The sequence below is a fragment of the Paraburkholderia guartelaensis genome, assembly GCF_004353905.1.
GTDB lineage: Bacteria > Pseudomonadota > Gammaproteobacteria > Burkholderiales > Burkholderiaceae > Paraburkholderia > Paraburkholderia guartelaensis.
Genome location: NZ_SMOD01000001.1, coordinates 151,515 through 164,864, shown reverse-complemented (window position 1 = coordinate 164,864; position 13,350 = coordinate 151,515). Strand labels below are relative to the sequence as shown.

The 13,350-nt window shown below is 63.3% G+C and carries 12 protein-coding genes; all 12 read right to left on the bottom strand.

What is annotated here, in order from left to right; all coding sequences use genetic code 11:
• Nucleotides 1-7: 7 nt before the first annotated feature.
• Complete coding sequence (gene yicI / locus E1N52_RS00725) at nt 8-2,338, bottom strand: alpha-xylosidase (protein ID WP_133179268.1); 2,331 nt, start codon at nt 2,336-2,338, stop codon at nt 8-10.
• A gap of 54 nt (nt 2,339-2,392) precedes the next feature.
• A complete protein-coding gene (locus E1N52_RS00720; protein ID WP_205965544.1) occupies nt 2,393-3,472 on the bottom strand; it encodes an ABC transporter ATP-binding protein in 1,080 nt (359 codons plus the stop codon).
• 18 nt (nt 3,473-3,490) lie between these two features.
• Complete coding sequence (locus E1N52_RS00715; protein ID WP_133179265.1) at nt 3,491-4,303, bottom strand: carbohydrate ABC transporter permease; 813 nt, start codon at nt 4,301-4,303, stop codon at nt 3,491-3,493.
• A gap of 19 nt (nt 4,304-4,322) precedes the next feature.
• On the bottom strand, nt 4,323-5,261 hold the full coding sequence (locus E1N52_RS00710) for a carbohydrate ABC transporter permease (RefSeq protein WP_133179263.1): 939 nt from the start codon (nt 5,259-5,261) through the stop codon (nt 4,323-4,325).
• Nucleotides 5,262-5,347: 86 nt separating this feature from the next.
• The gene (locus E1N52_RS00705; RefSeq protein ID WP_133179261.1) at nt 5,348-6,559 is read right to left on the bottom strand and encodes an ABC transporter substrate-binding protein; all 1,212 of its coding nucleotides are present in this window, start codon (nt 6,557-6,559) and stop codon (nt 5,348-5,350) included.
• 210 nt (nt 6,560-6,769) lie between these two features.
• Nucleotides 6,770-7,816: a substrate-binding domain-containing protein gene (locus tag E1N52_RS00700; RefSeq protein WP_133179259.1), complete on the bottom strand. Its 1,047-nt coding sequence runs from the start codon at nt 7,814-7,816 to the stop codon at nt 6,770-6,772.
• Nucleotides 7,817-7,981: 165 nt separating this feature from the next.
• Nucleotides 7,982-9,127 carry a YncE family protein gene (locus tag E1N52_RS00695; protein ID WP_133179257.1) on the bottom strand — a complete coding sequence of 382 codons (1,146 nt, stop codon included), beginning with the start codon at nt 9,125-9,127 and terminating at the stop codon, nt 7,982-7,984.
• A gap of 304 nt (nt 9,128-9,431) precedes the next feature.
• Entirely contained in the window at nt 9,432-9,647 is a 216-nt protein-coding gene (locus E1N52_RS44540) for a hypothetical protein (RefSeq protein WP_133179255.1), read from the bottom strand.
• 105 nt (nt 9,648-9,752) lie between these two features.
• Nucleotides 9,753-10,145, bottom strand: a complete 393-nt coding sequence (locus tag E1N52_RS00685) for a hypothetical protein (RefSeq protein WP_133179253.1) — start codon at nt 10,143-10,145, stop codon at nt 9,753-9,755.
• Nucleotides 10,146-10,225: 80 nt separating this feature from the next.
• Nucleotides 10,226-10,897, bottom strand: coding sequence for an RraA family protein (locus tag E1N52_RS00680; RefSeq protein ID WP_133179251.1), 672 nt, complete (start codon nt 10,895-10,897; stop codon nt 10,226-10,228).
• Nucleotides 10,894-11,934, bottom strand: a complete 1,041-nt coding sequence (locus E1N52_RS00675) for an amidohydrolase family protein (RefSeq protein ID WP_133179249.1) — start codon at nt 11,932-11,934, stop codon at nt 10,894-10,896. The genes E1N52_RS00680 and E1N52_RS00675 overlap by 4 nt, the downstream gene beginning before the upstream one ends.
• A 34-nt stretch (nt 11,935-11,968) precedes the next feature.
• Entirely contained in the window at nt 11,969-13,297 is a 1,329-nt protein-coding gene (locus E1N52_RS00670; protein ID WP_133179247.1) for an MFS transporter, read from the bottom strand.
• Nucleotides 13,298-13,350 lie beyond the last annotated feature (53 nt).

Genomic DNA, 13,350 nt, shown 5'->3' with positions numbered 1-13,350 from the left:
CGCCTCGTTAAGCCTGAATGCGCAACACGACCTCTCCGTCACCCGCCGGCAACTGCACCTGCACGCCCAACTCACCGGCTTGCGACTTCAGCCCGCCGGCATCGCGCAGTTCGGGCCATTTCCGCAGCGTCAGCGGCAACGTTCCCTTCACGCCCTCGTAGCTCACGTTCAGCGTATCGCCGCGGCGGGTCACGCTCACGTGCGTCACACGCTCGCCGCGCGGGTCGCGCAGCGTCGCGGCCGCGCTCGCGCCATCGGCCAGTTCGAACAGATGCAATTCGCTGTGCAACGCGTAGTCGTAGTCGGGGCGCCGGTCCTCGGTCCCGATCGCGAGCAGCGTATTCGGCCGCACGTAGACCGGCAGACTCAGAAACCCGTGCCGCTCGCGCACCCACCGGCCGCCCTCGGCCTGCCGGCCCGTGAACAGATGCGTCCAGCGCCCCGCCGGCAGCCAGAAGTCCACGTCGCCCGCGGCGTTGCATACCGGCGCCACCAGCAGCGAATCGCCGAGCAGATACTGGCGGTCCAGATGCTCGCAGGCCGGGTCGCCGGGAAACTCCAGCAGCATCGCGCGCAGCATCGGCGTACCGTGATCGACCGCCTGCTGTGCGGCGTCGAACAGGTACGGCATGAGGCGCGACTTCCATTCGGTGAAATGGCGCACCACGTCCACGGCTTCGTCGTCGAACAGCCATGGAACGCGATACGACTTGCTGCCGTGCAGGCGGCTGTGGCTCGACAGCAACCCGAACGCGCACCAGCGCTTGTAGACGTCGGCGGGCGCGGTGTGCTCGAATCCGCCGATGTCGTGGCTCCAGAAGCCGAAGCCGCTCAAGCCCAGCGAGAGACCGCCGCGCAACGTCTCGGCCATCGATTCGTAAGTCGCGCTGCAGTCGCCGCCCCAATGCACGGGCAACTGCTGGCTACCCACCGTGCCGGAGCGCGCGAACACCACCGCCTCGCCCTCGCCGCGCACGTCGCGCAGCACGTCGAACACCACCTTGTTGTAGAGGTAGCTGTAGTAGTTGTGCATCTTTTGCGGATCGGAGCCGTCGTGATAGACCACGTCGGTGGGAATGCGCTCGCCGAAATCCGTCTTGAAGCAGTCCACGCCCATTTCCAGCAGACGCCGCAAATGTCCCGCATACCACTGCGCCGCAGCGGGATTCGTGAAGTCGACGATGCCCTGGCCGGGCTGCCAGCGGTCCCACTGCCACACGTCGCCGTTGGGCTTGCGCAGGAGGTAGCCTTTCGCCATGCCCTCGGCGAAGAGTGGCGAGGGTTGCGCGATATACGGGTTGATCCACACGCAGATCTTCAGCCCGCGCGCCTTGAGCCGCGCGAGCATGCCCTGCGGATCAGGAAAGGTCTCGCGGTTCCACTCGAAGTCGCACCAGTGGAAAGCCTTCATCCAGAAGCAGTCGAAGTGAAACACATGCAGCGGGATGCCGCGCTCAGCCATGCCTTCGATGAAGTGATTCACCGTGGCTTCGTCGTAATTCGTGGTGAACGACGTGGTGAGCCACAGGCCGAACGACCACGCGGGCGGCAGCGCCGGCCGCCCGGTGAGCTGCGTGAAGCGCTCCAGCACAGCTTTGGGCGTGGGGCCGTCGATCACGTAGTATTCGAGCCGCTCGCCCGCCACGCTGAACTGCACCTTCGCCACCTTCTCGCTGGCCACCTCGAACGAAACGTTTTCCGGATGATTCACCAGCACGCCGTAGCCGCGGTTGGTCAGATAGAACGGTACGTTCTTGTACGCCTGCTCGGTGCCCGTGCCGCCGTCGCGGTTCCAGCTTTCGACCACCTGCCCGTTCTTCACGAATGCGGTAAAGCGCTCGCCGAGTCCATAGACGTTCTCGCCAACGCCCAGATCGAGCCGCTCGAACATGAACGCGGCGCCCTGCTGATTGGCGTCGTGGACCTGGCCGCTAGCGCGAAAGCCGCTGCCCGTGATGCATTCGCCGTCGCGCAGGAAACCCACCGACCAGTCACCCGACTTGACGATGCGCACGGTCAGCGAGCCGCTGGTGAGGCTCGCCTCCGTCTCAGTGTTGTGCGTGACCACTTCCGTGTTCGTGCGCTGGAGCGTGAAATGCGGGCCGCGATCGAGCGTCCCCGCAAAATGCTCGACGCGCACGCCGATCACGCCGCTTTGCGGTGAAAAGAAGCGCCACGTGAAGAGGCCCGTGTCGAGTTGCCGTTCGCGGTTCGATACGTCGCGGGGCGCCACATGCACGAGCAGTTCGTCGCCGACGATCTCCACGCTGTGCGGCGACGCCGAGTACGAGACGTTCAGGCCGTCCCGGATCAACCAGTTGCCATCGCTGATTTTCATTTAGATCTACTCATAGCTTATTGAACAGCAAATCCGTAAGCACCTGCGGTGTGTCTATAGCGCCCGCTCGGTCTTCCTGTCGAATACGTGAATGTGCTCGCTCGCAATGCCGAGTCCGATCGCCTCGCCACTGCCGATACCGCACACGCCCGCTTGCGCGATCATCACGGGCGCTGCAACAGCGTCGAGTTTCACCGCGATGAAGTTCATGGAGCCGGTGGTCTCCACGGTGTCGATCACGCCACGCAACCCACGCGCTTCGCGGTGCAACTGCAGATGCTCGGGACGCAGGCCGATCCAGACCTCGGAGCCCGCTGGCAGCGTACGGCCCAGGTCGAGCGTCTGCGCGGCCCCGCCCTGCATGCCGCCGAAGCGCGCGCTGCGCCCGTCTGGTCCAATTACGGCCTCGATGAAGTTCATCGACGGCGAGCCGATGAAGCCCGCGACAAAGCGATTGGCAGGCCGGTGATACAGCGTGAGCGGCGCGCCCTGCTGCTCGACCTCGCCGGCACGCATCACAACCACGTGGTCAGCCATCGTCATCGCCTCGATCTGATCGTGCGTGACGTACACCGAAGTCGCGGCAAGTCGCTGATGCAGCTTGCGGATTTCCGTGCGCATATGCACGCGCAGGGCGGCATCGAGATTCGAGAGCGGTTCGTCGAACAGAAATACCTTCGGATTGCGTACGATTGCACGCCCCATCGCCACGCGCTGCCGCTGACCGCCCGAAAGCTGGCGTGGCATGCGTTCGAGCAGATGATCGAGGCCCAGCGTGCGCGCCACGCCATCGATGCTTTCGCGAATGACCTTCGGCGCAGCGCGACGCAGCCGCAGCGAGTACGACATGTTCTTTTCGATGTTCATGTGCGGATAGAGCGCGTAGCTCTGGAACACCATCGCCACGTCGCGCTTGCGCGGCGGCACGTCGTTGACGACCTGGCCGTCGATGCGCAGCGTGCCGCCCGTGATCGGTTCGAGCCCGGCAATGGTCCGCAGCAAGGTGGACTTGCCGCATCCCGACGGCCCGACCAGCGCGACGAAACACCCTTCGGGCACGCTGATATCGATGTCCTTCAAAACCTGCACGGCTCCGTAGCTCTTGCTCAGGCGCTCGATCTGTATGCGATCCACAACGATTCTCCGTATGCGTTACTTGAGCGCGCCGGCCGTCAGTCCGGCGACGATCTTGCGTTGCAGCAGCATGAACGCCACGAGGATGGGCGTAACGAAAATGGCCGAGTAGGTCATGATGCCGATCCAGTCGACCTTGGTCGCGCCGACGAATGCCGAGAGGCCCACCGTGGCGGTCTGATACTGATCGTCGAGAATCAGCGAGCGGGCGTAGACGTACTCGCCGAACGATTGCAGGAAGACGAGGATCGCCGAGACGAGAATGCCGTTCACCGCGAGCGGCAAGATCACGCCGAAGAACGCGCGCGCCGGCGTTGCGCCGTCCACGAGCGCCGCGTCGCGCAGTTCGCGCGGCACCTGCACGAAGCTTGGGCGGCACAGCACGATATAGAACGGCAGCGTCTTGGTGATCTGCGCGAGCACCACGGCGAGGCGCGGCGTGTCGAGCAACCCCAGCATCTTGAACGCCGTGAAGATCGGCGTGACCATGAGGCTCGACGGCAGCGCCTGCAGCACGAGCACCGCGAAGATCGCGACACTGGTCCAACGGTTCTGCACGAACGCGAGCGCGTAAGCGGCGCCGGTACCGACGAACACGGTCACCGCCACTGTGCCGCATGCGGTCACGAACGAGTTCCACAGGAAGTTGCCCATGCCGCTGCTGCTGAACACCTGCCACAGGTGCGATTGGAGATGCTGCGGCCAGAACGTAGGCGGATACCGGAACATCTCGCTCGCGCTCTTGAATGCGGTGATGTACATCCAGTACAGCGGGAACAGATAAACCGCCGTGACGCACAGCGCGATGACGAACAGTACGTAGCGCTTCATCCTGGTTGAGCGCCTCATCTCAGACCATCCTTTCGTTGCGCGTGGAACGCACGTAGATCACCGCGACGATCAGCACGAGCACCAGCATGACCGTGGCCACTGCCGAGCCCGCCGACACCTCGAAGGTCTGCAAGGAAAGCTGCCACGACCAGTACTGCGCGACCAGCGAAGAGTTGGCCGGACCGCCTTGCGTGAGAGCGGCGATCAGGTCGAACTGCTGCATCGTCAGAATCGCTCCCAGCGCGATCACGGCGCCGAGCGTGGCCTTCATCATCGGCAGCGTGATGCCGACGAAGCGTTGCAGCGCATTCGCGCCATCGAGTTCGGCCGCTTCGTACAGGTCGGCCGGAATGGCCGCGAGCCCGACGGAAAGCAGCAGCATGTTGAACGGCACACCGAGCCACACGTTCGCGGCGATCACCGCATAGAGCGACCAGTGCGGATCGGAAAGCCAGAAGATCTTCTCCTGCAGGATGTGCGTTTGCATCAGCACATGATTGAGCACGCCATAATCGCCTGCGAAAATCAGCTTCCAGATCACGCCGACCACGAGCCCAGGCATGATCCAGCCCGCGAGAAACAGGCCGCGCATGAGGCTCGCGAATGGAAAATCCTGCGCGAACAGCAGCGCCAGCAGAAAACCGATCACGACCTGGAAGACGAGCGAGAGACCGACGAACAGCACCGTGTTCACGATCACCTGGTGCATCTCAGGGCGGCTGAACACATCGCGATAGTTCGCGAGCCCGACGAACGGCCGCAACAGCGTGGCGGGCGCCATCAGATCGACCTGCTGAAACGACAGCACGATGTTGTAGATCAGCGGCAGACCCGCAAACACCAGCAGATACAACAGCGCGAACACGGCCAGCGAGATCTCGAAGGCGTGGGCGCGCGGCAAGCGGCGCAGGAGCCCCGCAGCCGGGTCGCGCGGAGCACGGCGCGAAAGAGTGTTCATGGCGTTCTTTGCTCAAAGGCGGGACGGCGCCCGAAGAACCGATGTTCCCCGGGCGGCAACGACCTCGATGCCATACTTCGGTCTGCTTACTTGGCTGCGGCCTGAACGGTCTGCGCGTCGGCCGCCATGGCCTGTTGTGGCGTGGCCTGATGCGTCAGCACGGACTGGATCGCGTCGGAAATCGACTTCGAAATTTTCGGCCAGTTCGGGTTCGGACCACGCGGACGGGCGTACTGCATCTGCTCGTTGAAGACCTTGTACGCCTGCGGCCACTTCGGGTTCGGCGTCACAGTGTCCCTGGACGGCGGCAGCATGCCGAATTCGTTCCAGTCGCGGCCGCGCTGCGCATACATGTACTCGAGGAACTGGAAGGCCACGTCCGGGTTCTTCGCACCGCGCAGGATCGCGTGATTCTGCTCGCCGAGCGCCGAGGCGCGCGGGCCGCCCGCCTTCTCGACCGGCAGGAGCGCCACGCCCCACTTGAACTTCGCGCCCTTTTCGACGGCGCCCAGCTCCCACGGACCGTCGATGTCCATCGCGGCATTGCCGTTGATGAACGTGGCCGCCGCCTCTGACTGGCTATGCGTGAGCGTGTCCTGCGACGCCACCTTGCTGTCCAGCAGTTTCTGCCAGAAGGCGGCCGCGCGCACGGCGCCCGGGTCGCTCATGCGGTCCCAGTCCGCGCCTGCGGCCTGCACGAACGGCAGGAACTGGAACACGCCCTCTTCCGTGTTGATGGCGGAGAACGCGAGACCGTACACGCCTTTCTTTGCGTCGGTGAGCTTCTGCGCGTCCGTATAGAGTTCGTCCCAGGTCTGCGGCGCATGCTCGGGATCGAGCCCGGCGGCCTTGAACATGTCCTTGTTGTAATACAGCGCGAGCGTGTTCGTGCCGCGGGGAATCGCATACACCTTGCCGTTCCAGGTGGCGTTTTTCAGCGGGCCGGGGAAGATCTGCTTCGCGTCGATGACCTTCGACTTCGCGAGGTACGGGTCGAGATCGAGCAACGCGTTCTTCGAAGCGAACATCGCCGTGTTCGGGTTGTCGATCGGCACGACGTCGGGCATGTTGCCGGACATCACGGCGCGCATGGTTTCGTCGTTGAGCGCCGCAAAGCCCACCTTGCGGATCTGCACATGAACATCGGGATGCAGCTTGCCGAATTCCTGCGCCATTTTCGCGGTGTAGTCGTCGGGCTCGTCCACGGCCCAGACCGAGAGCGTCGCGGCATGCAGCGACGTACAGGAAAGCGAGAATGCCAAACCAATGGCCGCGGATGCGGCAAGTAGCTTCTTCATGCTGTCTCCGTTTTCGCGCGTTGGGAATCGCGCTTTCTTTCAGGCTCTTTTCTGGGGCCAGGCGGGGCCCGTGCCGCTGCAACCGCATTGTCCGGAAACGTTTCCGGAAACAGGCAAATAGTTGCTTCTGCAGATAGCGCTGTCAAGCTGCCTGCGAAAATCGCAATGCCGATTCGCGGAAACCGCAATGCCGACGGCAGCGGGTGCAGACTAGCGTCGAGCGGCCTCGGACGTCACCGCATCGTCGTCGCGCTCGCGCAGCGTGAGCGGCCATAGCAGCGGCTCGCGCGCGGCGCGGTAGGTCTCGCCAATATCCGGGAACTGCGCGAGCAGCGCCTGCGCGAGGCGCTGCCCCAGTCCATAGGCATCGAGCGTGAAGCCGGAGAGGCGCGGCGCGAGGTATTCCGACACTTCGCCCGCCAGCACGCCGCCCGAAATCGCCAGATCGCGGCCCGGCGCCCTGCCCGTTTCGTGCAGCTTGCGGTACGCGCCGATCGCCATGCAGTCGCTCTGGAACATGAGCGCGTCCGGCGGCGTGCCCAGGTTGAGCAGCGCCTCGGTCGCGAGATAACCGCCGCGCTCGGAGAGCTCGTTGCGCTGCACGAAGCCTTCGGGCACGGGCAGCCCGTGCTTTTTCATCGCCTTCTTCCATGCGTGCAGGTAGATGTGCGCCTGCATCGCGTCGCCGCCGGGAACGGCGAGCGCAATACGGCGATGCCCTTGTGCGACGAGCCGTTCGACACCTTCGGCGACGGCCCCCTCGAAGTCCAGATCGACCCAAGCGTGCTCGCCGCCCGACTCGCTGCGGCCGAGCGCCACGAACGGGAAATGGCGGCTCGCGACGTAATCGAGCCGTTCGTCGTGCCGCCGCGTGCCTGCGAGAATCACGCCGTCCACATGACGGCGCTCGACAATGCGCCGCAGCCGCGCGAACTCGTCGTCCCACGACTCGCTCGAATACATGACGAGATCCATGCCGTGCCGCGACAGCACCGACTGCAGACCGTCCGCCAGCTTCATGAAAATGCCGAGCGTGTAGGTCTCTTCTTCGCGCCGTACCGGCAGCATCAGCCCGACGATGTCGAGCCGCCCCCGGCGCAGGCTCGCGGCCGACTTGCTTGGCGCATAGCCATGCTCGAGTGCGGCGGCGCGCACGCGCTCGCGCGTTTCGGCGCTCACCTCGTCGCTGTCGTTCAAGGCGCGCGACACAGTCGAGACGGACAGCTTCAGTACTTTGGCGAGTTCCCGAATACCCATGCGCTGGTTGAATGATGTTGGAATGTGTGCGGACTCGCGGAGCCCGCACGGTGCGAAACATCATAACCGTAAGTTCGCGAAGGGCCGATGGAATCGAAAAAGCAAAAAAGCCAGCGGACGATTTTCACATCCGCCGGCTTTGCGCCAAGGCCTGAGACTTTGCGGCTACTGCGTCGAGAACACCGATATCCCGCCATTCGGGAATGCCGCCGACCCGGGCTGGTACGGCACGAAGACCTCACCAAGGCTGCTGTCGATGCCAACCGAGTGCGCGCCTGTCCCCACCGCCACGGTATAGATGAGCTTGCGCGTCGCGCCGTCGATCACACCCATGGTCGGCGTATAGCCCGAAGACGCCGCGGTTCCGCTCGTGACGTAGTGGCGTGCAGGCAGGAAGTAGCGGTTCGACGCGGGATCGTAAGCGACCTGGTCCACGCCGCCGAACGGCACGGACGCGAGTTGCGTGCCCGTATTGCGATCGAGGATCAGCGTAATGAGCGGATCGCCCGCAGAAGGATCGCAACCAATCAGCACGTCGCTGTTGGGACCGAGCGCAATGCCGGCGGGGCCGCATTTGCCAAGCGCAAACGCCTTGCTCACCGCAGGCGCGCCCGACGTGACCGAACTGGCGGTGATCACGTCGAGTTCGCCGTCGGGATTGGCGGTGGTTCCGTCGTTGTTGATGAGAAAGTTCTTCGAGGCCGGATCGTACACGCAGGCTTCGAGGCCTGAAGAGCCGTTGAATACCAGTTTGTTGACGACAGTTTGCGTCGTGGTCGAAATGAAAGTCACATAGGGCGGCGTGTCGCCGGGGCTCGCAAACATGACGAGATGGTCGTCGGGATCGTAGCAGCCCTCATCGACGCGCGAGCCCGACGTGCTGATGGGGATCGTCTTGACCGTTTGCATCGCGGACGTGTCGACGATCTTCACGCTGTCGACGTCCCCTACGTACAGCGTATTCGTTCCCGTCACGCCCACGATGCCGTCAGGCCCGGACGCATCGGTGCTCGCGCCCGCACCGGTGAAGTTGCCCGGAATCTGCGCGAGCAGCGCTTTCGTTTTGGTATCGACGACATCGACGGACTTGTTGTTGCGATCGGCCAGATAGTACCGGCCCGCTTCCACATAACTGATATCGAAGCTGAACGCCGGGCTCGTCGTATTGGGCACGGTAATGTTCGAGAGCAGTTTGGGCGCGGACGGTGTGGCCGCGGCCGACGCCGGGTTGGAACTCGAGGAGTCCGAGCCTCCGCAACCGGCAACGGCCACCGTCGCCGCGAGTAGAAAGGCCAATAAGGGTTTATTCATCAGTCGGCTCCTTTGAGCAGCAGAACAGGTGGGTCAACACGCGAATGCCTCTCGGAATCAGCGGGAGCGCCTCGATGAATCCTCATCGCGCTGCGGCTCACGTCATCCATTTTCTTGAAGCGGCCGAATGGCGGGCTTCGATATGGACGTAAGGATGCGCAAGGAGCGGTAATAATGCACAGCAAAGAAATTGATCGTTTCTATTTAAAAGCGCGTATGAATGTATGGCTATAGAAACTTATCGACGAATAGAACCATCGCGCTCAGTAAGTTTCGGTTCACACCTTTATTTGTGGAATGAAACTCAGAATTGATCAGATCGGGAAAAGAATTTAGACGTGCTGCGCCGCGCCATTTCCTGCACTGCAATGCCGCGAGGACCTTGGAGCGCGAGCTTCAGCTTGTTGTCGAGGTTTTGATGCGCGGCCGCATCGATATGAGGGGCTTGACGCGGCGTCGGTTGCGCCGCGCGCGAGCGGGACACGCATGTAAGGTTCGGTTGTGAAGTCGAAAGCGACATTGGCGGGCATTCGAAGACCAAGCCGCTAGAAATGAAATAGAGGCCAGGGAAAAGCCTGACCTCTGTTTGATTCACCAGGAATATAAGCGCGCGGGAATCAGAAGTTCAAAGCGGCACATCCTCGATCAAACGCGCTTTCAACGCGCGGATACGCTGATCGACGAAATAGCCGCCGCCTTCCGTATAACGAAGGTAAAGCCGTCCGCACAGCGTGCATTTCCACACGCCGCAACGGTTATACGGAAAGTACCGCGGCGCGATCGGCGCATTTTCCGACCAGTAGCCCGCCTCTCCCGGCAAATATTCGGCGAAGGTCGGTTCGGCTTCGTCTGCGCTAACGAGCGTGCCGATCTGTTCCAGTTGCCGCTCGTCGAGCGAAAGCGGCTGCGATTGCCAGCCATCCAGCGGCGTTTTCGTGCAGGTGCAAGGCGGCGGGTCGGTTTGCTCCGCCTGTTCGGCGAGTTCGCGCAGCGCGGCAGCGTCAAGGTATCGGGTCATGGAACAAGAGTGGATCTGCGGTTGAGCGAGGGAGCACGGGCTCCAGCGCGCATCTTAACGCTTGACGCCGTGTGGGTTCATCATGCGCCGCTTCTCATGCGCTCGATGTGGGGCATCACCCATGCGCGGTCGAAGCGCCCTTCGGCGATCGCCTGCAATGCCGCGGCCTCCTTTTCGCCCTGCCGGCGCGCGCCGGCAATGACGGCCTCCACATCCGCGGGCGCGATGGCGAGCAAGCCGTCCTCGTCGCCCACGATGATATCGCCGGGATTGACGACCATCCGGCCGATGGTCACCGGCACGTTGATTTCACCGGGCCCGTTCTTGTAGGGCCCGCGGTGCGTCACGCCGCGCGCATACACCGGAAAGTCGCGCTGGCGAATCGCGCCGACATCGCGGATCGCGCCGTCGATCACGAGCCCCTGCACGCCGAGGCTTTCCGCATAGCTCGACATGATGTCGCCCATCAGGGCCTGGGTCACCTCGCCCGCGCCGTCGATCACAAGCACGTCGCCCGGCCGGCAGAAGTCGAACGCGCGATGGATGGCGAGATTGTCGCCGGGACGCGTGCGCACCGTCACGGCCGTGCCCGCCATCGGCCGGGGCTGATGAAACGGCTGCAGGCCGAGAATGCCGCTCGAGCGCGCCATGTTGTCGCTCAGGAGCGACACTTGCAGTTCGCGCAACGCAGCGAGCGTCGCTGCGCCGGCCTGCGGGGCGGACTCGTGTTCACGCCAGCCAATCTGATTCATTTCGCTATCCCTTCCAGTGCGGTTTGTCGTTCGATCTGCGCGGAAAGACGGCTGTACACCGCACGCGCGTTGCCTTCGTAAATGCGTTGCCGGTCGGCGTCGCTGAGCCATTCGATCGCATCGATATAGCGGCGCGTGTCGTCGTAGTGGTGGCCGGTTTCCGGATCGATGCCCTGCACCGCGCCGATCGTCTCCGAGGCAAACAGAATGTTCTCTACCGGAATCACCTTGGCGAGCAGGTCGGAGCCCGGCTGATGGTAGACGCAGGTATCGAAGAACACGTTCTTGAGCAGGTAGTCCTTCAGGAGCGGCCGCTTCATGTCCTGCGCCAGGCCGCGATAGCGCCCCCAGTGATACGGAACCGCGCCGCCGCCATGCGGGATGACGAAGCGCAAGGTTGGGAAGTCGGCGAACAGGTCGCCCTGCAGCAACTGCATGAACACCGAGGTGTCACCGTTGAGGTAGTGCGCGCCCGTCGCATGAAAGTTAGGATTGCACGACGACGAAACGTGAATCATCGCGGGCACGTCGAGTTCCACCATGGCCTCGTAAAGCGGATACCACGAGCGATCCGTGACGGGCGGTCCCGACCAGTGACCGCCCGAGGGGTCCGGGTTGAGGTTGCAGCCGACGAACCCCAGTTCCTCCACGCAGCGGCGCAACTCGGGAATGCAGTTTTCCGGCGTCACGCCCGGCGCCTGCGGCAGTTGGCAAACACCTACAAAATGTTGCGGGAAAAGTGAGCACACACGATGCACGAGATCGTTGCATTCGCCGGACCAAAGTGCATTTGCCTCTGCGCCCGCCTGATGGTGGCCCATGCCCGCAGCGCGCGGCGAAAAGATCGTCAGGTCCGTGCCGCGCTCGCGCTGAATGCGGCGCTGGCCGTTTTCGATGCTTTCGCGAATCTCGTCGTCGGTGATCGACGGGCGCGGCGGAACCGGCGTGCCGTCCTTGAGCGCGGTGATCTGTTTGGCGCGCCAGGCTTCGTGCTGGGGCGGCGAGGTCGTGTAGTGACCGTGGCAATCAATGATCATGTAGCAATTCCATCAGGTGAACGGATGAATAAATTCAGCTTTCCGTCGCTTCGTCATGGCCAACGAGCGCCGGGTTCAAGGCGTCGCGCTCGGCAGGCTGCACGCGCATCACAATCGCGATGAGCGTGGCGATCACGAGGAAAGCGGCGATCGTGAGCAGCGCGAGCTTGAAGTTGCCGGTGGCGTGGCGCACGAGTCCGATACTCCACGGCCCCACCACGCCGCCGAACTGCGCGATCGTATTGATGAGCGCGATCGTCGCCGCGCCCGCCGCACCGGTTCTGAACGAAGCGGCAAGACTCCAGAACAGCGGGTTGCCCGCATAGATGAAGAGGCCCGTCACGCAAAGCAGCGCATACGCAAGCAGCGGATTCGGCGCATACGCGCTGCCCGCAATCGCCAGCGCGCTCATGCCGTAGACGAATGCGAGGTGGTATTTACGGTCGCCGGTGCGGTCCGAGCTGCGGCTCACGAGGTACGTGCCCAACACGCCCAGGAGCGGCGGCGCGGCGGAGAGGAAGCCCACTTCGATGTTGTTGAGGTGACCCAGGCTTTTCACGATCTGCGGCAGCCACAGGAACAGCCCATAAATGCCGACCAGCGCGCAGCCGAACAGACACGCGAGGCTCCATACGCGAATGTCGCCAGCCACCTTCAGCAGCGGAAAATGCCGATGGCCGCCCAGCGCCTCGCGCTCCGTGGCGAGCGTGGCTTCGAGCCATTGCTTCTCTTCCGTGGAAAGCCAGTCCGCGTCGGCGGGGCGCTCGGTCATGATGCGCAGCGTGACGAGGCCGAGCAGCATGGCGGGCACGCCTTCGATAATGAACATCCACTGCCAGCCGTGCATGCCGAGCAGGCCGTTCGCGTAAGTCATCACGGTGGTCGAGAGCGGGCCGCCCAGCACGGCCGAGAACGACCCCGCGATGATGTATCCGCCCACGGCGCGGGCGCGGTATCGCTCCGGAAACCAGTAGGTCAGATACACGGCGATACCTGGCAGAAAACCGGCTTCCATCACACCGAGCAGAAAACGCAGCACGTAGAAGCTCGACGCGTTGAACACGAAGGCCGTTGCCGCCGCAACGGCTCCCCACGTGAGCAGAATGCGCGCAATCCAGCGGCGCGCGCCGACGCGGTGCAACAACAGATTGCTGGGCACTTCCAGCAGCATGTAGCCGACGAAGAAAATGCTGCCCGCAAAGCCGAACACGGCAGGGTCGAAGCCCATGTCCGAGTTCATGTCGAGTGCGGCGAAACCGATATTGATACGGTCCAGATAATTGAAAAACATCATGCAGAAAAGGAGCGGCACGAGCCGCTTGTAAACCTTTCGCATGGTTGCTGCTTCATCGAAGTGACTCATGCTGTCTCCGCCTCATGGCGACGGGCGGTGCCGTCGCTGCATAGTTATCGGCC

Excerpts from the sequence above, each read along its gene's own strand:
- yicI (WP_133179268.1), bottom strand. The coding sequence starts at position 2,338 with ATGAAAATCAGCGATGGCAACTGGTTGATCCGGGACGGCCTGAACGTC.
- E1N52_RS00715 (WP_133179265.1), bottom strand. The coding sequence starts at position 4,303 with ATGAAGCGCTACGTACTGTTCGTCATCGCGCTGTGCGTCACGGCGGTT.
- E1N52_RS00710 (WP_133179263.1), bottom strand. The coding sequence starts at position 5,261 with ATGAACACTCTTTCGCGCCGTGCTCCGCGCGACCCGGCTGCGGGGCTC.
- E1N52_RS00705 (WP_133179261.1), bottom strand. The coding sequence starts at position 6,559 with ATGAAGAAGCTACTTGCCGCATCCGCGGCCATTGGTTTGGCATTCTCG.
- E1N52_RS00700 (WP_133179259.1), bottom strand. The coding sequence starts at position 7,816 with ATGGGTATTCGGGAACTCGCCAAAGTACTGAAGCTGTCCGTCTCGACT.
- E1N52_RS00695 (WP_133179257.1), bottom strand. The coding sequence starts at position 9,127 with ATGAATAAACCCTTATTGGCCTTTCTACTCGCGGCGACGGTGGCCGTT.
- E1N52_RS44540 (WP_133179255.1), bottom strand. The coding sequence starts at position 9,647 with ATGTCGCTTTCGACTTCACAACCGAACCTTACATGCGTGTCCCGCTCG.
- E1N52_RS00685 (WP_133179253.1), bottom strand. The coding sequence starts at position 10,145 with ATGACCCGATACCTTGACGCTGCCGCGCTGCGCGAACTCGCCGAACAG.
- E1N52_RS00680 (WP_133179251.1), bottom strand. The coding sequence starts at position 10,897 with ATGAATCAGATTGGCTGGCGTGAACACGAGTCCGCCCCGCAGGCCGGC.
- E1N52_RS00675 (WP_133179249.1), bottom strand. The coding sequence starts at position 11,934 with ATGATCATTGATTGCCACGGTCACTACACGACCTCGCCGCCCCAGCAC.
- E1N52_RS00670 (WP_133179247.1), bottom strand. The coding sequence starts at position 13,297 with ATGAGTCACTTCGATGAAGCAGCAACCATGCGAAAGGTTTACAAGCGG.